This window comes from Noviherbaspirillum sp. FW303-A3, assembly GCF_058788695.1.
This window is the reverse complement of record NZ_JBYTAZ010000001.1, coordinates 578,627-604,097: the sequence shown is the minus strand read 5'-3', so window position 1 is coordinate 604,097 and position 25,471 is coordinate 578,627. Positions and strand designations below refer to the sequence as shown.

Sequence of the window (25,471 nt, the reverse complement as noted above, 5' to 3'; positions counted from 1 at the left end):
CAACATCATGTTTGAACGCATCATACGTTTTGCCATCGAGCAGCGATGGCTGGTTATGCTGGCCGTGTTCGGCATGGCAGCGATTGGTATCTTCAGCTACCAGAAGCTGCCGATCGACGCTGTGCCGGACATTACCAATGTGCAGGTCCAAATCAACAGTGAAGCGCCCGGCTATTCGCCACTGGAAACCGAGCAGCGCATTACGTTTCCGCTTGAAACCGTGATGTCGGGCTTGCCGCATCTTGAACAGACCCGCTCGCTGTCGCGCTACGGCTTGTCGCAGGTAACGGTGATCTTCAAGGATGGCACCGATATTTACTTCGCCCGCCAACTGGTGAATGAGCGGATTCAGGAAGCGAAGGAACGCTTGCCGGCCGGTATTACGCCTGCAATGGGGCCGATTTCAACCGGTCTAGGCGAAATCTACATGTGGACGGTGGAAGCCAAGGAAGGTGCGAAGAAACCGGACGGCACGCCGTACACGTCGACCGATTTGCGCGAAATCCAGGATTGGATCATCAAGCCGCAACTGCGCAACGTTCCCGGTGTCACCGAAATCAATACCATCGGTGGCTATGCCAAGGAATACCAAGTCGCACCGAGCCCGGAACGGCTCGCCTCGTATGCCTTGACCTTGCAAGACATCGTCACCGCGCTGGACCGCAATAACAACAATACCGGCGCAGGCTATATCGAAAAGCGTGGCGAGCAGTTGCTGATCCGCGCACCCGGCCAGGTGCAGTCGATGGAAGACATCCGCAACGTCATCCTCAGCAATGTGCAGGGGGTGCCGATCCGTATCCGCGATGTGGCCGACGTCGAGATCGGACGCGAGTTGCGCACTGGTGCCGCCACCGAAAACGGCCGCGAAGTCGTGCTCGGCACGGTTTTCATGCTGATTGGCCAGAACAGCCGCACGGTGTCGCAGGCGGTCGACAAGAAAATGGTGGAGATTAACCGCACCTTGCCAGAGGGCGTGCAGGCCATTACCGTCTACGACCGGACGATCCTGGTCGACAAGGCAATCAGCACGGTGAAAAAGAACCTGCTGGAGGGCGCGGTGCTGGTCATTGCGATCCTGTTCCTCTTTCTGGGCAATATCCGGGCGGCAGTCATCACCGCGCTGGTGATTCCGTTGTCGATGCTGTTCACCTTCACCGGGATGGTCGGCAACAAGGTCAGCGCCAATCTGATGAGCCTGGGTGCGCTCGACTTCGGCATCATTATCGACGGCGCAGTCGTGATCGTGGAGAACTGCGTGCGCCGCCTGGCCCATGCGCAAGCGCTGCACGGCCGGCCGCTGACGCGGGCGGAGCGCTTCCACGAGGTGTTCGCGGCGTCGCAGGAGGCGCGGCGGCCATTGCTGTACGGCCAGCTCATCATCATGGTCGTCTATCTGCCGATCTTTGCGCTGTCCGGGGTCGAAGGCAAGATGTTCCATCCGATGGCGTTCACCGTCGTCATTGCGTTGATCGGCGCGATGATCCTGTCGATGACCTTCATTCCGGCGGCCGTGGCTCTGTTCATCCGTGGCAAGGTCGCGGAAAAGGAAAACATTCTGATGCAGGGCGCCAAGCGCTGGTATGCACCGGCGCTCGACATGGTTATGGGGAACAAGTCGGTCGTGCTGACCTTCACGGCTGTCGCCGTGATCCTGTCCGCCTTGCTTGCCACCCGCATGGGCAGCGAGTTTATCCCGAGTCTGAACGAAGGGGATATTGCGCTGCACGCTTTGCGTATTCCGGGAACCAGTTTGTCTCAATCGGTGACGATGCAAAGCGAGCTTGAGCGGGCGATCAAGCAATTTCCGGAAGTGGAGCGCGTGTTCGCGAAGATCGGGACCCCGGAAATTGCTTCCGACCCCATGCCGCCCAACGTTGCCGACAATTTTGTGATGCTCAAGCCGGAGTCGGAATGGCCGGTGCCTAAACGCAGCAAAGCCGAGCTCACAGCGGCCATTCAAGCGGCGGTCGCCAAAGTGCCTGGCAGTAATTACGAGTTCACGCAGCCTATTCAGATGCGTTTCAACGAATTGATTTCCGGTGTGCGTAGCGACGTCGCAGTCAAGTTGTTTGGCGACGACATGGACGCATTGAACGACACTGCCGCGAAGATTGCTGTGGTCCTCGGACGGATTCCCGGTGCCGATGCGGTCAAGGTAGAACAAACCACCGGACTGCCGATGCTGACCGTGAACATCGACCGCGACAAGACTTCACGTTATGGCTTGAATGTCGCCGATGTACAGGAAACCGTGGCGACAGCGATCGGCGGCAAGGACGCCGGCGCATTATTCGAAGGGGACCGCCGTTTCGACATTATCGTGCGTATGCCGGAACGCCTGCGCACTGATCTCGAAGCAATCAAGCGCCTGCCCATCTCGCTGCCGCGTGGGGAAAACGGCAATGGTCGTACCGCCTTCATCCCGCTGGGTGAAATTGCCAGCCTGGAACTGGCGCCTGGCCCGAACCAGATAAGTCGGGAGGATGGCAAGCGCCGCATCGTCATCAGCGCCAATGTGCGCGGGCGCGACATCGGTTCGTTCGTGTCGGAGGCCGAAGCGCAGATCCGGCAGCAGGTGAAAATCCCAGCCGGCTACTGGACCACCTGGGGCGGCCAGTTCGAGCAGTTGCAGTCGGCCACCCAGCGTCTGCAGGTTGTGGTGCCGGTCGCGTTGCTGCTGGTCTTTACCTTGCTGTTTGCGATGTTCGGCAACATCAAGGACGGCCTTCTCGTCTTCAGCGGCATCCCGTTCGCGCTGACTGGGGGCATTGTCGCGCTCTGGCTGCGCGGCATCCCGCTGTCGATTTCTGCCGCGGTCGGCTTCATTGCGCTGTCCGGCGTGGCAGTGCTGAACGGCCTCGTGATGATCTCGTTCATCCGCACCTTGCGTGAGGAAGGTCGGTCACTGGAGCAGGCGATTCGGGAAGGTGCGCTGACGCGCCTGCGCCCGGTGTTGATGACCGCATTGGTCGCGTCGCTAGGCTTCGTGCCGATGGCAATTGCCACGGGAACCGGCGCCGAGGTTCAGCGTCCTCTGGCCACGGTTGTCATCGGCGGCATTCTGTCGTCGACGGCGCTGACGCTCCTGGTGCTGCCGCTGCTGTATGGGCTCGCCTATCGGAAAGACGAAGAGGCAGAAATCGCTTTAGAAGAAAAGCCAGTTTCCGTGCCTGCTTGACCATAGCCACGTGTGCTCGAGAGCTCACATGGCTTCATCAAATTTCCGTTATTGCTATCTAACCTGAAGGAGAAACCATGAAATTGTCGAAGCTTTCCGCTGCACTGTTCGCTGCCCTCGCTCTATCTGTATCGCACGCCGCTTTCGCTGCCGATGACCACAAGGGACACAACCACGACGACAAGAAGGGCGGCGAGCATGCGCACGATGTCAAGCCGCAGTACGGGGGCGTAGTCTCGGTCGTGAAGGACGTGAACTACGAGCTGGTCGCCAAGCCGGACAGCATCACGCTGTACGTCAATGACCACGGCAAGCCTGTCGACACCAAGGATGCGTCGGCGGCACTGACACTGTTGTCGGCCTCCGGAAAGACCGATGTGAAACTGGCACCCGTCGGCGAGAACAAGCTGGAGGCCAAGGGGAATTTCAAGGTGCAGCCGGGTACCAAGGTGGCCGGCAGCGTGAAACTCGCTGGCAAGACGCAGAACGTGAAGTTCACGCTGAAGTGACGATGGCCGGCGCCGCCACGCATGGCCGGCAGCAACACGTAGCGCCGCTGATGTTGGCCTGCGTGCTGACCGTGAGATGGGCCGCCGGTGCATCATCATCGAGAGCGGTAGCCGAAATGGAATGACCACGTAGAGGATATGGCAACAAGAAAAGAAATGGCCTTGATCCAGGCCGCGCGTGCGGGCGATGCGGCCGCCCAGCTGGCGCTGGGCAAAGAGTATCTGGGCGGCGGTGTGAGCTTGCCGCGTAATCTGACGACTGCGCTGTACTGGCTCGAACGCGCCGCACCGCATGAATCGGAAGCCGCCGCGCTGATTGCCGACCGCATTCCGTTTGAGGTTGCGCTGCAGGCGCAGCAACCCGTGCATGTGCGGCAATGGTATGAACGGGCATTCGATGCCGGTCACCTACAGGCCGGCGTCGTGTTTGCCAAACTGGCGTTTAGCGAGCGTGGCGGCGCGCAGGATCCGCTGGTACGCAGCAAGGCGGTCGCCGCGCTCGAGGCCGCCGCGCGTGGCGGCATCGTCGAGGCGCAGTTGCTGCTGATGCAGCAGCTAGGCGTGAACAGTTACTTTCCGTCTGGCGCACCGGCAGCAGCTGGTGCGCCGCCAGTGTCGGCCAATGAGCGGCAGGCCGCACTTGACTGGGCTGCGCGCGCTGCTGAAAATGGCGCGGTGCAGGCGCAGCGCGCGCTGGCCGTGCACGCATGGTCGACCGGCGACCGGGGGACTTTCCTGCGGTGGGCGCTGCCAGTGGCGCGTACTATTGCCGCGGGCATTCGCGGCACAGCATCCGCGGCACCGCTTGCCGCCGAAGACGTACTGCTGCTTTCGCGCTGTGCGCAGGCGCTGCACGCCAGCGGCGCATTCCAGCCGGAAGAAGTGGAACGCTTCTGGACCTTGGCCGCGCGCGGTGGCGACAGGGAGGCGCAGTTTGCTTTGGGCCTCTGGCTGGCGCGCGCGGACGCCAGTGGCAACTGGGCCGAGAATGCTCCCAAGTACAGTGATTACAAGCAGGCGATCCACTGGCTGACCCAGGCCGGCGAGCAGGGGGTGACGACTGCCTGGACAGCGTTGGCAAAGATCCTGCGCCGTCCAAATGCCGGGCAGCATGGCTGGAAGGAAGTGCAGCACTACCTTGAGCGGGCTGCCGAAGCGGGCGACTGCGCCGCGCAACTGGAACTGGGCACACACGCATGGCGCGCACGCACGGAGGACGAAGAGAATGATGTGCGGGCCGCGTACTGGCTGCACAAGGCGGCGGCCCAGGATAGCGCAGAGGCACACCGGCTGTTGCGCAAGATCGCGTCGCTGCCGGTGCCGGCACCGTGGGCGGTGAGTGCACAACGCCAGCTCGACGCCGACGTGATCAGAAACCACCCTTTCCTGGTCGCCCGGATTGAACTGGCAACACTGTTCGGTCTCTCGTTTCCGGAGGCGATCCTGCTCGACGTCAACACCGCGGACCGGCGTCACTGCCTGCTAGTCGATATCCGCGGCACCTACGGGCGCAGCACGCGGCGCCTGGTACTGCTGCAGACCATCGATGAACGCCGCGCGCTGTCGCGGATCGTCCGCCTGTTTGCGAACATCGACTGCAGCGCGAGCGGCCCGGAGGGGGCGTATCAGAAGCGGCTTTACCTGTTCCGCAAGCTGGTGGCGCTGAGCGAAGAAGACGCGGAGGCCATGTTCCGCCCGCAGATCCGGCGGCTCCCAACGGCTGCCCATCTCGTGCGGGGATAATACAAGCGGTGAACTGGCAGCCGGTGTGACGGGTCACGGGCAAGAAAAAAGCCGCATCGTTGCCGATGCGGCTTCTTTTATCCTGCCCACGCCACGATGTAGCGCAGGAGGGAGATGCATCTACAGCAGGGAGCTTACGCCCCCCAGCTGATTAGAAGCGGTGCTGAACGCCAACGTTGAATGCCTTGTTGGTGGTGCCGCCTTCGGTTGCGTTACCGACGGTGAAGCCTGCGCCATTGTCGTTCTCGATACGGGCGATCGAGGTGTACAGGTTGGTACGCTTGGACAGGTTGTGCACGTAGCCCAGAGCGATCTGGTCTGCGTCGCGGTTCAGCGCGGAGCGGTCGTTGCGGCGGAGGTAGGAAGCCATGAAGCTGCCGCTGCCCACCGGAGCGGAGGCGCCCAGCATCCAGTCACGTGCGTCCAGTGCTGCGTTGTCCTTTTCGGACTGGAACCCAGCGTGCAGCTTGGCAACGCCGAAATCGAACGTGCCGCCCAGCAGGGAGAGCTTGGTCTTGTTGGTGTCGGTTGCGTTGTTCGCGTTGTTGTGTGCGAAGGTAACCATCACCGGGCCGTTCGCGTAGTTCAGGCCGAGGCCGAGGGTGCGCGATGCGGAGGTGTTACCGGCAACTTCACCCAGACCATACAGCACGTCGGCATTGAAGCCAGCGATATTGGCGCTGCTGTACTTGATCGAGTTGTTCACACGCACGGTGGTGCCAACCAGGTTGGTCAGAGCGCCAGCCAGGCCGGTGCCGAACGGATCGATCGAGTCTTGCGCAACGAAGATCGGTGCATACTGACGACCGAAGGTGACCGAACCAGCAGTCTTGCTGGACAGACCGACGTACGCCTGACGACCGAACAGCAGGCCGCCTTGGCCCAGTGCACCGGTGTCAGTGGTGAAACCGTTTTCCAGTTGGAAGACGGCGGACAGGCCGCCACCGAGGTCTTCCGAACCCTTGAAGCCCAGGCGGGAACCGTTGCGCACGCCGCTGGTCAGCTTCCAGGTTGTGCCAGCACCGGTGCCGAATTCGCGCACGAGGCCGGCATCGACGATACCGTAGATCGTGACGTTGGTTTGTGCATTAGCAGCACCTGCGAACGCACCCAGAACTGCCAGTGCCAAAAGCGATTTTTTCATTGAATAATCCCCAAAGGTTATCGAGCTAAATTGTTTTTAGACCCTTGGCGCTGCGCAGGTAAGCGTCGCGCCAAACAGCTTCTTGCGTAATTTGCTAAGAAGCTAGGCGTAATTTCATCAAAGTCCGGCGTGGACGACAAAGTAATTTTCGTGTTTTCACCGAATAACGCAGATTTTGTCTCGTCCTTACAACGATTCGGCGACTTTGTCCGGCTCACTAATTGAGCGGCGGAAAATTTAGCCGGCGGGCGGTAACGGGGCCAAAAAACATCGCATGTGACGGGGGCAAAATGCATATGGTCATCGTGTCGGGTGGTTAAGCAAGGTAATGGCAATGCGGGAGATGAGATGAAACGACTGCTTGTGGTTATTTTGGCAATAACCTTTGCCGGTGGTTGTGCCGGGCTGCGTATGGGCGGGACGGACGACTCGGCTGCCGCCCGCGCCGAGTGACAAAAAGAGCGCGAAATGTACGGCGGAGGCGCGCGTTGACAGCGTTGCTTTGGCACGAGTCGGCTTTCCAAAGGACGGTGTCGTGTAGCCGTTTGCGGCGCATGCCGCAACGCCGTTGCTGTTCGGGCAACCAGCGTGCGGTCAGTGCGGGTGAGCGGGCTGTGCCTCGGCAGAATGGTGAGCGGGGCCGATTACGCACAACTCGCCTTCCAGTTCGACATCGACCGTCACGTGTTCGAACACGTCCGCATCCAGGAGGCTACGTACCAGGCTTTTGGCGGCGATCATTTCCTCTCGGGTTGCGCTACGGTCTAGCACCAGGTGGGTGGTCAACACATGCACCTCGCCGTCGACGGTCCAACAGTGCGTGTGGTGGATGGACAGCACTTTGGGGTGGGTCAGCACTGTGCGTTCAAATGCATCAAGGTGAAACGCTTCTGGCACCATCTGGATAAACACATTAAAGACCTTGCGCAGGTTGCGAACGACGTTCCACAGGACGAAGAGGGAAATTCCGACCGAAAGCAAGGGGTCGATGAGCGGCAAGTCCCACACCGCCATTACGCCTGCGCCGATAAGCACCGCAATCCATCCGAGCGTATCTTCCAGGAGATGCCAACTGACCACCTGTTCGGTCAGCGAGGAGCCGCGCCTGACCTTGAGCACGGCGGCACCGTTAAACAGTACGCCGACTACAGCCAGCACCATCATTCCCGGCGCGTTCACCTGTTGCGGTGCGATTAGGCGGGCAACGGCATTCCACAGGATGAACCCCAGGCCCACGATCAGGACAAGTCCGGTGATTAAGCCGCCCAGCAGTGCGTAGCGTCGGTACCCATAGGTATGCCTGGCGGTTCGCTCGCGCCGTGACAGGCGGTCGAAGTACCACGCCAAGCCGAGCGACATCGAGTCGCCGAGGTCGTGGACTGCGTCGCTCAAGATGGCAACGCTGTTGGTCCACAGCCCCCCAACCACCTCGATCACGGTAAAGGCGAGATTGAGCAGGAAGGCGACCTGCAGGTTGCCGCTGCTGCCGTGCGCGTGGGCGTGGTCTCCATGTCGATCACCGTCGGTCATGGGCGCTCTCTAGGTGGTCACGCCGCCGACTGCGTCATGCGTCACGCGTGTTACCCTGCATTGTCGACGCTTGTTTGGTATAACTAGGTTCCGGCCGGGAGAGCGACTTTGCGCGACTGCCGTACGCTTGCCTGGGCGGTGTCCGCCGGGACGACGGAAAGCTTGCCCGTTGTCGTATTGAACAGCAGGTCTAGCTGGTAGCTCAGATAGATGGTGTCAGTGGCGTTCACGTCGAGCGCCGCTTCCCGGCTGTCGCCGGTTTGCACCTGCAGCTGGTGCCGGCCCGGCGCGACATCGAGGACCGCGAAGGTAAGCGGCGCCAGTTCCGCTACGGGTTTCCCATCCAGTACAACACGGGACACTTTAGTGGGTTCCTGGGTGTACGGGCGCACAAGGTAGATGCGGATCTTCCCAGCCGGCGCAGGTGCAAACCGTTTTGCGTCCACATCTTCCTCCGGTGAGGCCAGCGGAACCACAACGCACTCGTGCATCCTGCCTAGCCGTTTGCAAGGCTGAAACCCTTCTGCTACTTTCGGCGGTCACAGGCGCTGAGCGCGCCGATCACGGAAAGCAGGAGTATCCCCAAGGTGACGACTCTTGGCGCTCGCGGGGACCGTTTGGGGGCATGAGGGATGCAAGTAGGCATGATCATCGAAGGGGGCGTGCGGAAAGTCGCATAAACAAGTATATCTCGCCCGCGGACTTGTTACACCCTTATTCGGATGTCGGTGCCGCACTCTGCCTACCCGCGTGCTAGCCGCGGTCGTCGAGCGATGCACCACGATGTATGCGCGGAATAAGCTGGACACTGAATACATGCAGCACGCTTCATGCGAGGTCGATGCCGTTGCAGCAGATTGAGTTTTTAGGCGGGGCAGCGCACCGACACCGCGCAATCATGCATGCTCACCACTTGGCACCAAGGTTCCGACAGCGACCTGCAGTGTGCACGAATGGTTGCGGTCATTGCTCGTCCGAAGGCCGCTGCCAGAAAAAAGCCCGCGGCGCATGCACGGCGGGCCAACTCCGCACTAGGATTTGCGAGGAGATGACTACAGTGTAGCGCGTGGGCGCGGCATTACCATGACAACTAGGGGGCAGCTGCAACTTTCCTTACGAATGAGTGCCGCCAGCCTCAAGTGTGCAGTCTGAGACGGTTATTGCCACGGCGACATTATCTCCCACTGCCCTGTTTATACAGGTTGTCTTGCCCGCTGGCATGGGAGCCCGTGTTACCCGTTCCACTGGAACCCGTTGTATCCATGCCGGCGCAGCCAGCTAGGACGACGATCACTGCAGCCAATACGACTTTGCTCATTTCGTTTCTCCTGATATCTGTAACTCAGGCAATGCGGGCCAATGCTGTGCACTGCATTTCCACCCGACTCCCCCACCTGTTCTTGGCAAGTCACCTACGTCAGCCTGAAGGCGAACGATTGACGACCTATGGATGGGACGATTCATGATGCCACATTCTGACTGCGGCCTGCACTTACTGACTTATCATGGCCGCAAATGTTCCAGTCAAAGCTCTGATTGCTTCCAATAACAGAGGACGGATTGGGGACTGGTGTCAACTGGTTGATGCCGGATGTTCGTGGTTCGGGACAGGAACAACGTTCACCGTGAGGGCTGCACAGGCCGGCAATACGGCCGCTGCCTAAAGAATATCGAGGCCGGTCCACCTGCGGACTCATATTGTGCACGGCCTTGCAGGCGTGCGCCGGTGTCCGACGCAACTTCTATCTGGGGCGACGAGCCGCCATTGCTCGCAGGGGTCAGAGGAAGGTGCCGGTGTTTGCCCATTGACTGGGACTGACATCCAGCTTGAGCGGACCGAAGCCGGCGCCGATGATGCCGACGTTGTTCAGGGCATTGACTTCGACGTTCTGCAGTTGCGTGATGTTCTGGTTGACACCGACGTTGATATTGGCAATCGGGCCGAGACCTTGGAGCCAGGAATTGCCGCCGCGGATGCTGGCCAGCGCCGTGCGGTCGAGTTCGACATTATGCGTAAGGTCGTGAATCATGATGGTCGACATAGTGAGGTTCCTTGTGTTCGTTTATGGCAGGTGGGGGCGGCACCGCCCCCAACCGTGTGCTGGTTAGATGCCGAAGTTGATGGTGTTGGCGCCGGTCTGTGTCGGCGAGACCGTGGAGCTGATGCCGCTGGCGAACGCGACATTGTTGCCGTTGTTGTTCAGGACGTTTTGGGTCTGGCCAAGCATCTGCGATGCGTCGAACGAAACGGCGGACGGTTTGGCGTAGGGCTTCGGCATGCCATAGGTCGGGGCGCAGGACGAGCAGCCGCCGCGCACGGCAGCCATCGCCTTGCCGTCAAGTTCTTCGGTCATTGCCAGGTCTTTAATCATCAGGGTAGTCATTGCAGTATTCCTTATGGGTGAAGTAGGGGGTGGATTGCGAGCTTTTCTTTGGGGCTCGACAGACCTATTGCAGGGGGCGTGCCAGCGCGCAGTCCCGGCCATGCGAAATCTCGTAACGCGTTGAATTTAAACGTTGTTTTTACGGTGTTGAGACGCAACCCGGTATGGGTCTAACGACGCGCTGGGCGTGCAAGTGATGGGGGCGTTCCAACAGGTTTAAGCTGCTGTACGCGGCAGTCCGACAGTACGTACAAGTGGACTGCGGTCGTGTGTCTACCAGACAGAGTCCGGGCGTATGCTGGTAATCGAACCGCCGGGCATGCGTTGCACTGCGAACTTGGAGTGCCCGGCACATCGCACGTCGCCTGCGAAAGGGGCGTGACAACCATCGCCGTGCGCTGGCTCAACCACGATGGTTAAGTGCGACGCGCGGTCGCGCATGCAGCGCGCCGCGTGCGTCATCTTATCCATGTTCTCCACGTCGTCCGGGGACGTTGGCGGTACACGGTTGTAGCCGGTGTGGGCGCCGGCGGTACTTGCGATCGCTACTTGAACGGATGCTCGATGGACAGATAGAGAAGGACGTTGCGCTCGCCGGAGGAAGACCCAATACCGCGCGGGAAGGAAAGTCCTGACACCACCTGCATGCCCGACGCGAAATTGCTTGCAAAGCGGACGCCCGGATTAATCAGCGTCGTTCTTTCACGCTGCCGGCTGCCGTCCGCCTGCACGACGCCCGCCGAAGTTCGCACGGCTTCAAGCAATAGGTTCAGATTTGCCGTTGCCAGAAAAACCACGCTTGCGCCGACATTGGTTGCAGTCGTGTCTGCCTTCGTGCCGCCGGGCTCCCGGCTTCCCGGTGTGTAGGTCGCGCCCAGATTGAAATGCGAGACGAATGTGTCTGATAGCTCAACGCTGAGCGGAAGATTGATTTGGTAGCCGAGCGCGCCGCTTCCCAACCCCTTCTTGTATTCGCCGGTTGGCAAGATTACCGAAAAGCGTGGCGCAAACGCGATCTGCTCCCGCAAGATCGCCTGATACCGATAGTTCAGTGCGAGGTCGCCCATGCCGGTCGTGCCAACATGGGTCACCGGCAGCGTATAGGAGAGCTGGTGCGTTTCGTCCGGCACCGGCCATTCCTGCGTGAATGTGTAGAACCAGTCCTTGCTGCGACGGTTATACATGGCGCTTTGAATGTGCTGGACGACGCCAGCCTCCTGGTTGTACGCCTCTTCCAACAGAAAGGAATTGTCCTGAATTTTTTTTACGTCTTGCGCGCCACTGGTCGCTGGAACAAGCGTTGCAAGTAGCAGCGCCCACGTCATTTTGTTGAACATATTGTTTCTCCCTGGATATATCACCCTGTATTCTAGTACGTGGCACGCTGATATTCGCGCGATGCGCGTAGCGAAATTAATCGGGATGATGAAGGCTGGCTTGGATGGCTAGACTTGCAAGTCTGTCGCCGAACGAATCGGTATCACGTGGTCGGCGGTGGATCAGAGAGTGAGGACATTGGCCTTGGCGAATGTCCACTCAGAAGCTGTATCTCACTCCAAGGAACACCGACCGCGACGCGCCAGGCGCAACGAAACGCGTGTTTTCAGGAGCACCTGTTGCTACATGCGGCTGAACCAGTTCGCCATTGGGGAAAAAGCTTTCAGCCAGCACGCCATAGGTTTCGTATTCCCGATTCAGCGCATTGTTCATCCGGACGAAGAACTCAAACTGCCTGGTCGGCTTGTAGCTTGCACGGAGGTGGAGCAAGGCATAGCCGCTTATCTTGGCGTTACCGGTTTCCAGCGGCGCACCCCGCTCGGGGTCTTCAAGCAAGCCATCCTCGTTGCCTTGTGTGAACAGACTTGAGACGGCGACGATATCGCCGCCAAGGCTCCACTGCGGCGCAAACTTCCAGTCCATGCCGAGTTTTAACGTATGTTTCGGCAACCCCGCAATGCGCATACCGGGTGTGACTGCGATCGTCCGTTCACCCGCAAACAGGTTTCCTGTCGCCTCGTATGTCGCCTTGAGATAGCTGTAATTCAGCCGCAGGGCGAGATTGCCGATGTCGCGACGGCCGGACAAGTCCACGCCCTGATGCCTGGTTCGGTCGAAGTTGGAAAAATAGCCGAGTTGAGTGGCTCCTGCTCGCAGGAAAAGGATGTCGTTCTTGTTGATGGACTGATATATCGACGCGGTGTACGCGCTGTTATTGGCACCTCTGTAGCTCACTCCGGCTTCAGCCGTACGCGAGACGACTTGCTCAAGGAAAGGATCCGCCTGCAAGCCCGTCGGCAGTGCGCACGGTTGCAATGGATCTGCACAGCCCAACTCGATCACCGTCGGCACGCGGGTACTTTGCGACACGTTACCGAACATGCGGAACCCATTCGCCAGCTTGTGGGTCACTCCCACCGCCGGATTGAGCTTTTTATAGTCGAACGATTCGGTGGGCTGCTGGCCGCGATTATTGGTCAGGGTATTGGTGACCTTTGCCAGGTTATACCGGGTCGATGCAGTCAGGTGCGTACTTGAGGACAGTGCAAAGGTGTCTGATCCGTACAGTGCGATGTTCCAGGAACTGCCAGTAACAGCCGCGTCGAGTTGACGCGACGATGCAGGATCGGCGATGACGCCACGGCTCGCATCAAAGGCGCCGAATTGCGACATCTGTGCATAGTCGGCTTTGCTTCGGTCGGCAGTGATACCGAAATCCAGTTTGTGTCCATCAGCTTCGTGCGACAGATTCATTCCTACGCCATAAGCAGTCTGCCTGCTGTGCGTTTGGTTCAGCACGGCAGGGGATATTGCAAAGCCTTCATCTCGCGTCACGGAGCAATCATCGTCAAGCGAGTTGCCGGTTGCGTTAAACCCATCTTCACAAGCTTCCGCATAACTTTCGTAATCCGGATTCATGTCGCCATTGACGGTATTGCGCTTGCTCTTGCGGATGTAGGCAAGCGCGGATAGTTCGGTGTCGCCGCTTAACGCATGTAACAGATTGACCGAAACCTGCTGTACTTCATTCTTCGTCTGGTCCGGATGCGTGTACACCGAGCGGCGATTGCTTTCATACAGGTCGTCCGGAAGCAGACCATTGCCGATCAATGTGCTCGATCCTGACAACAAGGACATGTCCAGGGTGGTTCGTCCAAGATCGCGTCCGAATTTGGCGAACACATTGCCAAGTCGGCCGCTGGAAGAGTCGCGCCATCCGTCTTCGTTAAACTTCGTGCCCGCGACGAACGCATGCCATCCGTCATTCAGACGCTTGCCCAAGGCGATATCCAGCCGCCTGCGGCCAAAGCTGCCTACGGTGAGCTCAGACGTGAAGCCGGGATGTGTCTGACCTGATTTTGTCGTGAACGCAAGTGCGCCGCCCAAGGTATTCAATCCGTAAATAGGATTGGATCCGGGCACTAATGTGATATTGGCGATCGCTGCTTCCGGCAGCATGTCCCAGTTGATGACGTCGCCGAATCCTTCGTTGATGCGCACACCATCCAGGAATACCGAGACACCTTGCGGTGTGCCAAGTAACGAGGAAGCACGGTAGCCGCGAAAGGTGATGTCGCTTTGAAACGGACTGCCTTGCACTTCATTGATATTGACGCCGGTGAGGTTCTGCGACATGAAATCGCTGATGTTGGCGCTATTGGACTGCTTGATCACCCTGTCATTTGTCGTCTGGACCGGATATGGCAACAAATCGCGCGAAACGCCTAGGCCGGGTAGCGGAGTCGTGCCGACGACTTCGACAACCGGCAGCGTCTTGGCTTCTTGGGCCGCAACGGGCGCTGCGATGGCAAGTGCAAATGCAGCTTGCGCCAATGTTGTCACTTTACCGACGTCTACCTTAGGCTTGTTCGGTGTAGTAGACTGAAAATCCGAGACTGTCAGGTGAATCATGCATGTGTCTCCTTGTATTCTGTAATTCGGTGCATTGCAAAGCAGCAAGGAGCATGCCAATTGGTACGTACCAGTATTTCAAGTCCAAGTGCTTTGCTAGTGACGGCACTGCTCAACTGCGCCGATTCGCACAATCAACGACGGCCATGTTTTGGATGCCTTCACTGTGTCACAAAAATTTCATTAATGAGACACATCTGTTCAATAATGGAGCAGGTGGATAGGGTGTAATCTGCTTCAATATGCTGAAAATGAGCAAGAGATCAGTCAATTTGAGATTTGCTCAGGTTTTCAGCACCAGCTCCAAGGCGGATCACTCCAAGCTGTTGATCGCTTCCTGTCACTACTGTCCGGTGATTGTCGGTTGCTCCTGACTCTTGGTGACAGCAGAAATCCAGGCATCCAGCGGCTGTTCGCCAGCCAAACACCGGGTGCCGTGACAGTCGATGCAGTTGATCTACATGATCCGGTAGTTTTTGCGCAGTCCCTGAGATTGGCCAACGCGACCCATTTCGATGCATCGCTGACTGTGTGCAGGAACTAATGACTAATGAGCAACGTCGGCGCCGCCGATCTCATTCGGGTGTCGGCATCACAATGCCCGTCGCGACGTGGCGCGGCGCGAAACGAGCCGTTTGACATCGAAATGGTCATCTTCACGTTCCAGGCAGAGCGCCGTTATCAGTGCGGGCAATCAGCAAGGATTAAAGTGTCAGAGTTTTCCGTCCGTTCCCCCTGATTACCATACCGCGTGGGTTGACCTTACTTGGCAATACATCGATCCTTTGGTCTGGACGTGGAGCGGCTACAGACAGACGTGTAATCGCCAGACATTGCCCGCATCGTCCAGCAGGATGTCGCAGATTTGAACGGCCTGAGTGTAAGCAAGACGCCGGAGTTCTTCCTCAATGGCCGGCCTTTGCTCAAGTTCGGAGACCAGGAGCTGTTGAAGCTCGTGAGGGAAGCGCTGGAAAAATCGCCCCAAAAGAATTAACGGCAAATCACCGGTGCATGTACTGCGCATGCAAATACATGGCATGCTTGAAAAATGACGGCGTCGCCTATCCACATGTCACGGTACATCCCTCTCCTGGAGCCGAAGTCGATGATCTCGCCTACGAACAGCCCTGCATCAGCCTCTGCGCCGACTTTCACCGTCAACGTTTCCTCGTCTCGTCTCAATGTGACGACGTCGCCAACCTCGATTTCGCGTCGTAAGCACGCGCGTGACGCAGGAAGAGAGGGTTGAAATTCGATGTCCACATGCTTGTTTCGCTCGCAGAGGGTAAGCGCGTTATGTACTGTCTGCTCGCGGCGATTGTCGCCGGGCTCGGTGATGATGCTGTTTGCGGTCATGGCGGCACGGTGTCCACGCGTGCATTGTGCAGCACAAGGACTGTTTTCTTCAACTAGGGAAGGTGTCCGGAAGCGGAAAAAGCAAAGCCCGCACGAGTGTCAGGGAAGTATGCACGGGCCTTTCGCGACGTCATCGGGGGAAACGGGCTAGCGTGATTATAGGCCGTTCGGACTATGCTTGCAGTGCGTAGATTTACGGTATTCCAACAGTTAAAGGCTTGCAGCCCTATGGATCCGTTCCTACCTGCACTTGCGTACAAAGTAAACGAAAGCCATGTCTGTCGTCGTGATGTGATTTCGCAGCCAGCGGCGCAGGAAATACGAAACATTGCTTCGTTTTATGGGACGGCCATCCATAAACTCGCGGTGCATGCTCCGCACGTGTTGAAGCAATATGGCGTGCTCTAGCTGGTGCTCCTTGATCGCCGGAAAATCGAGGCTGCGCATGAGTTCTTCCTCCCTCTGAAAGTGCTTTTCTGCATAGATGAGCAGCTCGGTTATAGTACGCCCTACGACGATTGCTTCCCGTCCCAATATGCTGGCGTTGCGTAGCTCCTCAGCTAAAGAAAATATGTGCATGTGGTCTGCATCAATCGCTTTGTGGCTGCAATGCCTCACCTTTGGCGGAGTCATGTCTTCAACTGTTGTCACGATAAAAGCGGTCGAACAACCGCGGGATATGCTCTTGTGTGAAGGTATCTCCGCTGTTCGTAATGCGGACGGCAAGGGCGCCATCGTCCGTGCGTTTTAAGTTCACGGCTACTTCGCCCTCCGCACTCGAATGTCGGATGACATTCGACAAGACATTGCTGATCACGCGGCGCAGAAGCATCCGGTCACCATGGACATGACTTTCGCCGTCCAGTGCGAGGTTCTTGCCCTCGGCGAGGACATCAAAAAAAGGGAAAACAGGTCGCGGACTTCCTGGCCGATGTCGATCGTTTCATAGAACGGTGCGACCAGCCCGTGCGTATGCCCTAGCCCAAGGACTGTCGCAACAGCGTCGCCGCAAAGTTGGCTTCTTCGGAGAAACTCGACTCCCAACGAAGGGGAGTCTGTATGTCACCCTAGGCATGCGGCAATTAAAAGGGAGTGCTAGATGGGCACTGCACCTGAGTGGAAGTCCCTGGATTTTAAACGGCGATGGCCCATAAGGTGAAAACGGGCACGACGGCTGCGCAGGGAAGAACTGTTGTTGATGATGGATGCGGTCATAGATCGTACGCGAGCCGCGCGGTGGCCCGACCAGCGCACATCCTGCCACACTTGTTTGTGTGAGCACCCTGAGCGAGTATATCCAATTCTCTCGCGGTTCACGTTTCTTCTAGGCCTGCAATCTCAAGCTTGTGGGCGGGAGATACTTCAGCAGCGTGCAGCAGTTGTTGGGAGCAATTCACGCGTATGCATTTCCTTTCATCTGTAGGGGCGGCGTACGCAATCCTCGGGAGGGTCACAACCGGTCAGGAAGCAGTAGCGCCAGTCTTATGTTCCGCGTTAAATAGGATGTCTGGTTGAGTGATCGAGTCCATGTGATGGCGGACGCGGTGGAATTGCTATTCGTAGCAACACGCTAATCGCGTACGGCAGCATCGTTGTTGACCTCTAGCAAACTGGCGTCCTGAGTCGGGCAGCGTTGCGATCGAAACACCTTTCATGCCACTGTGCTTGTGTACAGTGCGAAGTCCCCTACGGGCATATATTTCTCGTTGACCTCGATGTACATAGATTACCCTTGTACAACAGTCTGTTTCTAACTGGAAGCGTTCTCGCGCCGTGTGCAGGACGCCAACGGACCCTGCGGCGACACCCGCACTCCTCGACCTTTCTTGAATGAAAAAAACGATGCTGATTCACCCCCTTCCTGATCCGATTGCGTTTTCGCTTGGCCCCGTGTCGGTGCACTGGTACGGCCTGATGTATCTGGTTGCCTTTGTACAGTTCCTGATGCTCGGATGTGTACGGATCCGGCAACCGCACATCGCCGCCGCCAGCTGGACTGTGGCGGACCTGGACGACATGCTGTTTTATGGGGTGCTGGGCGTGGTGGTGGGTGGAAGGCTGGGCGAAGTACTGTTTTACATGCCTGACTATTACTTCTCGCATCCGCTGGAAATCATAGCGGTATGGAAGGGCGGGATGTCGTTTCATGGCGGCTTCCTCGGCGTGATGCTCGCGATGGCACTGTGGGCACGTAAGAAGCAGCGCAGAGTCATGGAAGTGCTCGATTTCATCGCGCCACTGGTGCCACTCGGGTATGCCGCCGGCCGCATTGGAAACTTCATCAATGGCGAATTACCTGGTCGCGTCGCCGACGCGGGCTTGCCTTGGGCGATGATCTGGCCGAACGTGGACCTGCTGCCGCGTCATCCGTCGCCCATCTATCAGGCATTGGTTGACGGCGTTCTGCTGTTCTGTGTCCTCTGGCTGTATGCACGCAAGGCGCGGCCGATGATGGCAGTGAGTGGCGTTTTTACGCTTGGCTATGGGTGCGCACGCTTTTTTACCGAATACTTCCGCACGCCAGACTACACCGTATCGCTGGCAGGGCTGACGATCTCAGCTGGCCAGATGCTGTCACTACCCATGATTGCCCTAGGGACTATCGTGTTACTGGCCGGATACCGGCAAAGGAGTCGTTAGCGCCGTGCTGATCTGTAGCGACCAGCGGTACATAAGCTGGCCGCTCGCAGCGCTTACCGAGTAACGTTGCCAGTCGATGCAGGGAACGACTGCATGTTGCCTTCACTTAAAGCGAGCGAGGTCCGGATCGGTGATCGGCTGACGCGGCAAGCCGGTAATCGTCGCCAACGCCGTTAGTCGCGGCATCCCGCTCTGGACGTGCACTTTCCCTGTGCGGTCTAGCCACACAATCCCCGGTACGCTGTTGATAGAAAACGCATCCATTAACGCAGTATTCTTCCTGATCTTTTGCACCGAGTCGGCATCGGCATCGATCGAATCTGACAAGGATTGCGCGAAGGCGCGCAATCTGCCACTTGCAACGTCCTCCTTGAGGAACACGCTGGTGCCTGTATCGTCGAGCATGGCCACGGCCTTGGGCATTCCGGTGGAACCCGGCGGAACCACTGGGATCCAGCGCACCTGCAGGCCGACCCTTTGGTAGGGCTGCAATGCTTTCCACAGCAAGTAACTATTTGTTTGGGCGGGATCTGCAAAGACGTACAACACGCTTTTGGGGGCCTTGGCGACCCCTTCGATGACGTAGGCGGAGTGCCCCAACTGATCGAATAGTGTGGCGCGGTTTGGTCTCGGGAAATACTTCTCCGCGTAGCGGTCGGTGAGGTTTTCGCCCTTCTCGTTGATTAGGGTGCCGATGATAAGCGTGCGCTTATCCGGCGTGGTGTACGCGACAGAATAGGTCCCATGCTCGTTGAGTATCCAACCAGTCAGGCCTGACGCCGCCGCAAACGTCTTCTCGACCTTGACCCCGTTGACGACCGCATCCCGGATTACTTTCGGCAGAGCAGGGCGCCCGGCATGCGCATGCGGCAGGAGAGCCAGTAAGAGAATGCCGCCAAATGCATGGTAGATGGCATGGGTCGAAATGGTCATGAGGCGTGAAGCAAAATCAAACATGTGAATATCGGGCTCAGCGAGAAACAATGGGCGTGCTGGACTTGGAAGCAATCAGTCAGCTGGAAGTAAGGATACGACAAATTGACGCGAGATTCTGGACAAAAAAGCGAGTTACTCGATTGATAGTGGCAGCAACCCGTGGGAGGTAAATGCGGCGCGCGCGCCAGTGGTGCTTGCGACGCCGAGGCACTGAACTTCGGACGCCGGGCCAGCGCTGCGCGTGCATCGGCGTGTGGGAGGGAAAGGGGTGTTGAATGCAAAACAGGAGGCGTGCGCCTCCTGTATCTCAGTCAGTCCGTGTGACGCGCGCATGGGGCGCGAGCACGGAGGATGGTGGAGGGGTTACCACACCGCCTTGCCGGCCCCATCCTTGAGCTGTGCTTTCCAGGCATCCTGCACCAACTTTACGACAGGTGCAGGCATCGCCACATACTCGAGTTCGGTCGCCATCGCTGCCCCATTCTTGTACGCCCAATCAAAGAACATCAGCGCTTCCTTTGCCTTCATGGCATCAAGCTGCGCTTTGTGCATCAGGATGAACGAGGCGCCGGTGATCGGCCAGCTCCCCTTTCCGGGCTGGTTGGTGAGAATGACAGCAAAGCCGGGTGCCTTGGCCCAGTCAGCTCCCTCGGCCGCCGCCTTGAAACTGTCATCGTCCGGTTGCACAAAGTGGCCGTCGCGATTCTGCATCTGCGTATGCTGCATGTTGTTCCGCTTTGCGTACGCATATTCGACATAGCCGATTGCGCCCTTGATACGTTGTACATTGGCGGCCACGCCTTCGTTGCCCTTGCCACCGACACCAACCGGCCATTTCACCGCAGTGCCGGAGCCGACGGTGGTCTTGAACTCCGGGCTGACCTTGGACAGATAGTCAGTCCACAGGAACGATGTGCCGGAGCCATCTGCGCGGTGTACCACCGTAATATCGTCAGCCGGCAGCACGACGCCCGGGTTCTGCGCGGCGATATCCGGGTGCGACCACTTGGCGATCTTGCCAAGATAGATGTCGGCAATCACACGGCCTGTCAGTTTCAGCTGTCCGGGCTTCACGCCATCCAGGTTCACCACCGGAACCACACCACCCATGACTGCAGGGAACTGCATTAGGCCATCCTTTTCCAAGTCGTCGGCACTCAGGGGCATGTCAGATGCGCCGAAATCGACAGTCTTGGCCTTGATCTGCTTGATTCCGCCGCCGGAGCCAATGGATTGGTAGTTCATGCCGGTACCGGTCGCCTTCTTGTAGGCATCCGCCCATTTCGCATAGATCGGATAGGGAAACGTTGCCCCAGCCCCAGTGATATCCGCAGCTACCGCGGCGGTCCCAACGATTGCGACGCCAGCGGCGACGGCCAGTGATGTGAGAAAGCGCTTCATTCGTACAACCCCTCCCTTGTGGTTTATTGTTCAAGAAGGTCGACTGTAGCGAACGTTTGTGACGCCGACGTGACACTGCGGTCAGCAGTCAGCGATCGGAAGGCGTGAGTGGTGCGGCAGAACAAAACAAACGGCAACGCTCGGGTAGAGCGTTATTGAAGAGTGCGGATTTTTCGTCTCGCACGCAGTTTTCATGCCGCGAAAGCGTATGTAGTCGGGACACCTATTTCGGCACGGTGCATCCATTGTGCCGAAATAGGCAGCGGCCGGTCTCACCGGCAAGCTTCATGCGTTCAATAGGCAATATCGGCACGGCGGTTTTCCGCCCATGCGGCTTCATCATGTCCGGTAGCCTTCGGCTTTTCCTTGCCGAACGACACTGCTTCCATCTGCACGTCGGGAACGCCCAGAAGCGACATCGATTTGCGCACCGCTTCGGCACGCTTCTGGCCGAGGGCCAGGTTGTACTCGCTGCCGCCGCGCTCGTCGGTATTGCCTTGGATGACGATCTTGCGGTTCTTGTTGGCCGTCAAGTACTTGCCGTGCGTTTCCAGCACCGGCTTGCCATCATTGCGCACAATATAACTGTCGTAGTCAAAGTACACGCTTCGCTTGGCCAATGCACCTTTCGGGTCGTTCAGCGGATCGCTGCTTGCTGTAACGGTGGCGACCGAACGGGCGTCAGCCGTCGGAGTTGCAGCCGGGGCAGCTGCACCGGCTGCCTTGTCATTCAGCGGGGTGGACGAGCAAGCGCTCAGGAGGATGGCGCCAAACGAAACGGAGGCAAACAATTTCAAGGACTGCATGGTTGATTTTCCTTACAAATTAAAAGGGCGAACGAAATGCTGATTGGTTTTGGTTTGAACGCCAGCGCGTTCAAGTTGCGTATGGTGCCGTATGGATTTCCTATTTTCAATGTCCTCCTGATCTACTTATCGTTGCTCGTTTTTAAAAAGACAACAGAACATCCGGTGTATCGGCACGCTAGCTATGGGCAGCTTGAAAGGCAGCAATTGCCGCCGCGTCGGTCGCGAAGAACCTCTCCTTGCCAATCATTGCGACCAGGTCGGCGCGCTCGAGCATGTCCCAGACTTGAATCTTCACGGCCGACAAGTGCAGTGCGACACCCTCGTGCTTCAGGTTGCTGTGCATCCGCTCCAGGCAATCGATGCCGGTACCGTCAACATCGTTAATGCCGCTGCAGCAGAGCAGCACGTTTTTGATGTGCGAGCCGCGACGGCACTGATCGATGATGAAATGTTCGAGCGCGACCGCGGTCAGGAAGTTGAGCGCCGCATCCATCCGCACCGCAAGCAAGTCCGGGGCGATCGGCGGCAGGTCGAAGCGGGCGCGGTCTCGCAGTGTGCCATCGGGATGCTGGCCCACTTCGATTACGCGCGGCGCGGTGCGGCGATACAGGAAGGCCGCCATCGTGAGGCCAACGCCGGCGACGATGCCCCAGTGCAGTCGCGGGATGGAAAACAAGGTGATCGCAAACGTGACCGCGGCAATCACGCCGTCGATCCTCGAAATGCGGAACAATTTGCGAAACGCGTTGACGTCGAGCAGGCTCAGTACTGGCACGATCACGAGCGCGGCCAGTACCGAGCGCGGAAGGGCGGCGAGCAGGTCGGTCAGGTAGAGCAGGCTGATGAGCACGCATACTACGGTCACCAATGTCGACCAGGCGCTGGTGGCTCCTGCGTAGAGATTCAGGGCCGAGCGGGAAAAGGAGCCGCTGACGGGGAATGCGCCACTGAAGCCGCTAGCGACCTTGGCCAGTCCTTGCCCAATCAGCTCCTGGTTTTCATCCCATCGCTGATTGGTCTTGCGTGCCAGCACGCGGCAACTGGACATCGCTTCGGTAAAGCTAATCAGCGCAAGCACAATGGCTGCCGGCCATAGCTCCTGATGGCTGGACAACGGAATGGCCGGCGGCAGCACGAACTGTGGCAATCCGGCCTGCACCGTGCCAACGGTCACCCCACCAAGACCTGCATAATCAATAAAGGTGCTGAGCGCGATGGCACCGAGGGTCACGATCAGGACGCCCGGTGCGCGAGGCAGATAGCGCTTGACCGCGACGAGCAACAACAGCGCGGCACATCCGACTGCACCCGGCAACACTGCGGCAAACGGTGCCTGCACCCATCTCTCGCCAAATGCAGCGACCGCGCCGAGCGAGAGCTCCTCGACCCCGACCAGGTCCGGTAACTGCGAAACGATGATAATGAACGCTGCGGCATTGATGAACCCGGTCATGACTGGTTGCGAAACCAGATTCGCGATACGCCCCAACCGGAACGCGCCGAGGGCGAACTGAATAATTCCGGCGTAGATCGCCAACCAGATTGCAAGTCCAACCCAGGACGTACTTCCAGGTATGGCGAGTGGCGACAGTGATCCGAACGTGAGCAGGCTGGTCAGCGCCACTGGCCCCACCGCTAGAAGTGCCGACGAACCCCACAGCACCCCGACCACACTCGGCACCAATGCTGCGTATAGCCCAGTGACTGGCGGCATCCCGGCAAGACTGGCATAGGCGATTGCTTGCGGGATGAGCACCAGGCCGACGCTCATCCCTGCCCACACGTCGCGGCTGGCTGACTGCCAAGTCGGTCGCGGCCAGTTTAGGAACGGCAGCAGGCGGACGATGGTGACTGGAAATCGCATAGGTGAAAGAAGAATCGTGTAGTCAGCGCGAAGGCACAATTGCCCCGCGACATATACGCCGAGTCGGCACCGGTGCACTAGCATTGATGGCTAAGGGATTAATGGCCGTCGCAGCTTCCTTTGATAAGCAATGTTTTCGGTAATCCGCTGCATGACCGACAAACGATATGCGGTGGCGGGATGTAATGCAGTGTGATCGTCTTTGCGCTCAGCGGGATATTGCGTTGCCAGCCGTTTCCAGAATACGGTGGCGCCATCGACGTCATATCCGGCCCGGGCAAGCAGGTAGAGCGACAACTTGTCGGCCGTTGCGTCCAGCACGGGAGTGTAGGGGGACGGTGCATCGAGGTGGCTCGGCGATGCCGACCCGGGCAGTCGAATGTGGTCAATACGCGCTGCCATCCGGGGCCGGGCACCTCGAGCGAGTACGTTGTGCGCGATCTCCTTCGCAATCACATAGGCGATTTCCTGGTCGGTGCGCGCAAAGCCAAGCATGCCTTGGGTTAGCATCACCCGGTATCCGTCCGCAAAACTGTTCACAGTTAGGCTATGGCCAAGCTCAATGACAAATGCGCACGCGCGCGTGAGCGGAACGAGGACATCTAGTTGTTCCTTGTCACGCTGCAAGGACAGGCGTACGCTGCTGCGGCCATTCATTGCCGCAGCAATCATGGCGACAGCCCTGTGCTCCGCCCGTCGCCCTTCGGGGACTCGCTTGCCCTCCACTGCGACGAGAATATCACCAGCAGTAATACCGCTTTGCACGGCACCGCTTCCGGGAAGAACGTCCATCACCTGCAATGCATTCCCCAGTCCAAGCGCCAACTCCGCAGCGTCGACAAAATCGTCGCCAAACGAAAACCTGTTCTTGGCAGTGAGACCGAGCAGGTGTCCTGCCTTCTTTTGGCAAAGGTCCGCATTCTTAAGTAAAAGTGGTGCTGCCACTGCATACAGTCGCCGCTGCTGCTCGACCGCAGCATGCAGGCTGACCGCCCGCTCCCGAACCACCTCGGGTGGTAGTGCAAGCTCCGTCTGGGGCGCGGCGGGTTGGATGGATGGCTCGTCAGTCTGCACGACAGAATGGCTGGCAATCGGTTCTCCAGCTCTGGTTGGCGGTGCCGCGGGCGGGGGGGCGCTGCAGGCGGCCAGAATAACCGCCGGCACGAGGAGCGTGGCGCGCCCCAGGTAACGCATGCGACGATGGAGTCGAGATGGATGCGCCGCATATGGCCAAACGATGGAAATGGCAAGGTAAAGAATGACGAGTGTGACCAGGAGGCTCATGCAATAGCAGGCAAATGCACTGACATGATTGGTCAGTGGCGGTGTGTGGATCAAAGGCGACCGCGCAGTGTAACGAAGTTACCTTAGAACAAGCTTAAACGGGCGAAACGCCATGTCGAAGACCCGTTGTGAAAATCAGACACTGTCGCTGATTTCTGCGTTTCGACGCTGGCGACCCTTGTTTAAGGTTCTTCTAAGCTATGTCGTGCATCATGACGGCAATTTTCGGCGCAGACCACCGAGGCTTGTGTTCGCACTGTTCGGATCGACTGATTCAGCCAACATGTTGCCAGCGGATGGTCAACTTGATGAGTCGCATCATTAAGAGATCCACGGACAGTCGGTAGTTGACGTTGGCGCCAGCAGCGAATCGTACAAGTAGCAGAAAGTGATGGGTTTGGAACACCTCGCCGATGATGTAAAACGCTTCCTCCTGACCAGCGTGCCATCGGTGCCGTTTTTGGAAGCGATGCTGTTAATGGACCGTGAGCCATCCGTGGAGTGGGACAGCACTCGACTCGCCAAGCGCCTCTACATGAGTGAGAAAGCGGCGAGCAAAGTGTTGCTCGAACTGCGCGACGCGGCAATGCTCCTCCCAGTGGAAGGCGCGGGTACGCGCTACCACTATGCACCGGCATCTTCGTCGTTGCGCGAACTGATTCCCCGCATCGCCGACGCCTACGTGCACCACCTGGTGGCGGTTACGAACCTGATCCATAGCTCCACCCGCATTCATGAAATCAAGCAGTCTCGCCCACTCGACGGAACGCGAAAGGAATGA

The 25,471-nt window shown here is 58.4% G+C and carries 21 protein-coding genes; 6 read left to right on the top strand and 15 right to left on the bottom strand.

Features of this window, described 5'->3' with window-relative positions:
• Positions 1–7: 7 nt before the first annotated feature.
• From AC3WOY_RS02895 to AC3WOY_RS02885, 3 genes are all read left to right on the top strand, one after another.
• Positions 8–3,181 (top strand): CusA/CzcA family heavy metal efflux RND transporter, encoded by a 3,174-nt coding sequence (locus tag AC3WOY_RS02895; RefSeq protein ID WP_492420871.1) that lies wholly within the window; start codon positions 8–10, stop codon positions 3,179–3,181.
• A 77-nt stretch (positions 3,182–3,258) separates the two neighbouring features.
• Positions 3,259–3,690, top strand: a complete 432-nt coding sequence (locus tag AC3WOY_RS02890) for a hypothetical protein (RefSeq protein ID WP_492420870.1) — start codon at positions 3,259–3,261, stop codon at positions 3,688–3,690.
• Positions 3,691–3,846: 156 nt separating this feature from the next.
• Positions 3,847–5,433 carry a tetratricopeptide repeat protein gene (locus tag AC3WOY_RS02885; RefSeq protein ID WP_492420869.1) on the top strand — a complete coding sequence of 529 codons (1,587 nt, stop codon included), beginning with the start codon at positions 3,847–3,849 and terminating at the stop codon, positions 5,431–5,433.
• A 151-nt stretch (positions 5,434–5,584) separates the two neighbouring features.
• On the opposite strand, the gene AC3WOY_RS02880 is transcribed toward AC3WOY_RS02885, so the two are convergent.
• From AC3WOY_RS02880 to AC3WOY_RS02850, 7 genes are all read right to left on the bottom strand, one after another.
• Positions 5,585–6,577 carry a porin gene (locus tag AC3WOY_RS02880; protein WP_492420868.1) on the bottom strand — a complete coding sequence of 331 codons (993 nt, stop codon included), beginning with the start codon at positions 6,575–6,577 and terminating at the stop codon, positions 5,585–5,587.
• A gap of 594 nt (positions 6,578–7,171) precedes the next feature.
• On the bottom strand, positions 7,172–8,107 hold the full coding sequence (locus AC3WOY_RS02875; RefSeq protein ID WP_492420867.1) for a cation diffusion facilitator family transporter: 936 nt from the start codon (positions 8,105–8,107) through the stop codon (positions 7,172–7,174).
• A gap of 83 nt (positions 8,108–8,190) precedes the next feature.
• On the bottom strand, positions 8,191–8,553 hold the full coding sequence (locus tag AC3WOY_RS02870) for a hypothetical protein (protein ID WP_492420866.1): 363 nt from the start codon (positions 8,551–8,553) through the stop codon (positions 8,191–8,193).
• A gap of 1,332 nt (positions 8,554–9,885) precedes the next feature.
• Positions 9,886–10,149, bottom strand: a complete 264-nt coding sequence (locus AC3WOY_RS02865) for a hypothetical protein (protein WP_492420865.1) — start codon at positions 10,147–10,149, stop codon at positions 9,886–9,888.
• Between the two features lie 63 nt (positions 10,150–10,212).
• On the bottom strand, positions 10,213–10,491 hold the full coding sequence (locus AC3WOY_RS02860) for a hypothetical protein (protein ID WP_492420864.1): 279 nt from the start codon (positions 10,489–10,491) through the stop codon (positions 10,213–10,215).
• 545 nt (positions 10,492–11,036) lie between these two features.
• Positions 11,037–11,828, bottom strand: a complete 792-nt coding sequence (locus AC3WOY_RS02855; protein WP_492420863.1) for a hypothetical protein — start codon at positions 11,826–11,828, stop codon at positions 11,037–11,039.
• Between the two features lie 199 nt (positions 11,829–12,027).
• Entirely contained in the window at positions 12,028–14,400 is a 2,373-nt protein-coding gene (locus AC3WOY_RS02850) for a TonB-dependent receptor (protein ID WP_492420862.1), read from the bottom strand.
• Between the two features lie 550 nt (positions 14,401–14,950).
• Between AC3WOY_RS02850 and AC3WOY_RS02845 the strand changes: the two genes are divergently transcribed.
• The gene (locus tag AC3WOY_RS02845) at positions 14,951–15,139 is read left to right on the top strand and encodes a hypothetical protein (RefSeq protein ID WP_492420861.1); all 189 of its coding nucleotides are present in this window, start codon (positions 14,951–14,953) and stop codon (positions 15,137–15,139) included.
• Between the two features lie 251 nt (positions 15,140–15,390).
• Here the strand turns inward: AC3WOY_RS02845 and AC3WOY_RS02840 are convergent, their stop codons facing one another.
• From AC3WOY_RS02840 to AC3WOY_RS02830, 3 genes are all read right to left on the bottom strand, one after another.
• Complete coding sequence (locus AC3WOY_RS02840; RefSeq protein WP_492420860.1) at positions 15,391–15,756, bottom strand: hypothetical protein; 366 nt, start codon at positions 15,754–15,756, stop codon at positions 15,391–15,393.
• A 240-nt stretch (positions 15,757–15,996) separates the two neighbouring features.
• Entirely contained in the window at positions 15,997–16,389 is a 393-nt protein-coding gene (locus AC3WOY_RS02835) for a bacteriohemerythrin (protein WP_492429161.1), read from the bottom strand.
• Between the two features lie 4 nt (positions 16,390–16,393).
• Positions 16,394–16,588 carry an ATP-binding protein gene (locus tag AC3WOY_RS02830; RefSeq protein WP_492420859.1) on the bottom strand — a complete coding sequence of 65 codons (195 nt, stop codon included), beginning with the start codon at positions 16,586–16,588 and terminating at the stop codon, positions 16,394–16,396.
• Positions 16,589–17,598: 1,010 nt separating this feature from the next.
• Between AC3WOY_RS02830 and lgt the strand changes: the two genes are divergently transcribed.
• Positions 17,599–18,396, top strand: coding sequence for a prolipoprotein diacylglyceryl transferase (gene lgt / locus AC3WOY_RS02825; RefSeq protein WP_492429159.1), 798 nt, complete (start codon positions 17,599–17,601; stop codon positions 18,394–18,396).
• Between the two features lie 102 nt (positions 18,397–18,498).
• On the opposite strand, the gene dsbG is transcribed toward lgt, so the two are convergent.
• From dsbG to AC3WOY_RS02800, 5 genes are all read right to left on the bottom strand, one after another.
• On the bottom strand, positions 18,499–19,380 hold the full coding sequence (gene dsbG / locus AC3WOY_RS02820) for a thiol:disulfide interchange protein DsbG (protein WP_492420858.1): 882 nt from the start codon (positions 19,378–19,380) through the stop codon (positions 18,499–18,501).
• A gap of 315 nt (positions 19,381–19,695) precedes the next feature.
• Positions 19,696–20,733: a phosphate ABC transporter substrate-binding protein PstS gene (gene pstS / locus AC3WOY_RS02815; protein ID WP_492420857.1), complete on the bottom strand. Its 1,038-nt coding sequence runs from the start codon at positions 20,731–20,733 to the stop codon at positions 19,696–19,698.
• A 293-nt stretch (positions 20,734–21,026) separates the two neighbouring features.
• Entirely contained in the window at positions 21,027–21,539 is a 513-nt protein-coding gene (gene pal / locus AC3WOY_RS02810) for a peptidoglycan-associated lipoprotein Pal (protein ID WP_492420856.1), read from the bottom strand.
• Positions 21,540–21,717: 178 nt separating this feature from the next.
• Positions 21,718–23,406 carry a SulP family inorganic anion transporter gene (locus AC3WOY_RS02805; RefSeq protein ID WP_492420855.1) on the bottom strand — a complete coding sequence of 563 codons (1,689 nt, stop codon included), beginning with the start codon at positions 23,404–23,406 and terminating at the stop codon, positions 21,718–21,720.
• A gap of 90 nt (positions 23,407–23,496) precedes the next feature.
• A complete protein-coding gene (locus AC3WOY_RS02800; protein WP_492420854.1) occupies positions 23,497–24,744 on the bottom strand; it encodes a peptidase M48 in 1,248 nt (415 codons plus the stop codon).
• A gap of 337 nt (positions 24,745–25,081) precedes the next feature.
• On the opposite strand from AC3WOY_RS02800, the gene AC3WOY_RS02795 reads away from it, so the two are divergent.
• Positions 25,082–25,471, top strand: a complete 390-nt coding sequence (locus tag AC3WOY_RS02795; protein ID WP_492420853.1) for a hypothetical protein — start codon at positions 25,082–25,084, stop codon at positions 25,469–25,471.

Coding starts and splice junctions, on each gene's coding strand:
- AC3WOY_RS02895 (WP_492420871.1), top strand. CDS start 8: ATGTTTGAACGCATCATACGTTTTGCCATCGAGCAGCGATGGCTGGTT.
- AC3WOY_RS02890 (WP_492420870.1), top strand. CDS start 3,259: ATGAAATTGTCGAAGCTTTCCGCTGCACTGTTCGCTGCCCTCGCTCTA.
- AC3WOY_RS02885 (WP_492420869.1), top strand. CDS start 3,847: ATGGCCTTGATCCAGGCCGCGCGTGCGGGCGATGCGGCCGCCCAGCTG.
- AC3WOY_RS02880 (WP_492420868.1), bottom strand. CDS start 6,577: ATGAAAAAATCGCTTTTGGCACTGGCAGTTCTGGGTGCGTTCGCAGGT.
- AC3WOY_RS02875 (WP_492420867.1), bottom strand. CDS start 8,107: ATGACCGACGGTGATCGACATGGAGACCACGCCCACGCGCACGGCAGC.
- AC3WOY_RS02865 (WP_492420865.1), bottom strand. CDS start 10,149: ATGTCGACCATCATGATTCACGACCTTACGCATAATGTCGAACTCGAC.
- AC3WOY_RS02860 (WP_492420864.1), bottom strand. CDS start 10,491: ATGACTACCCTGATGATTAAAGACCTGGCAATGACCGAAGAACTTGAC.
- AC3WOY_RS02855 (WP_492420863.1), bottom strand. CDS start 11,828: ATGTTCAACAAAATGACGTGGGCGCTGCTACTTGCAACGCTTGTTCCA.
- AC3WOY_RS02850 (WP_492420862.1), bottom strand. CDS start 14,400: ATGATTCACCTGACAGTCTCGGATTTTCAGTCTACTACACCGAACAAG.
- AC3WOY_RS02845 (WP_492420861.1), top strand. CDS start 14,951: ATGAGCAACGTCGGCGCCGCCGATCTCATTCGGGTGTCGGCATCACAA.
- AC3WOY_RS02840 (WP_492420860.1), bottom strand. CDS start 15,756: ATGACCGCAAACAGCATCATCACCGAGCCCGGCGACAATCGCCGCGAG.
- AC3WOY_RS02835 (WP_492429161.1), bottom strand. CDS start 16,389: ATGACTCCGCCAAAGGTGAGGCATTGCAGCCACAAAGCGATTGATGCA.
- AC3WOY_RS02830 (WP_492420859.1), bottom strand. CDS start 16,588: ATGCTTCTGCGCCGCGTGATCAGCAATGTCTTGTCGAATGTCATCCGA.
- lgt (WP_492429159.1), top strand. CDS start 17,599: ATGCTGATTCACCCCCTTCCTGATCCGATTGCGTTTTCGCTTGGCCCC.
- pstS (WP_492420857.1), bottom strand. CDS start 20,733: ATGAAGCGCTTTCTCACATCACTGGCCGTCGCCGCTGGCGTCGCAATC.
- pal (WP_492420856.1), bottom strand. CDS start 21,539: ATGCAGTCCTTGAAATTGTTTGCCTCCGTTTCGTTTGGCGCCATCCTC.
- AC3WOY_RS02805 (WP_492420855.1), bottom strand. CDS start 23,406: ATGCGATTTCCAGTCACCATCGTCCGCCTGCTGCCGTTCCTAAACTGG.
- AC3WOY_RS02795 (WP_492420853.1), top strand. CDS start 25,082: ATGGGTTTGGAACACCTCGCCGATGATGTAAAACGCTTCCTCCTGACC.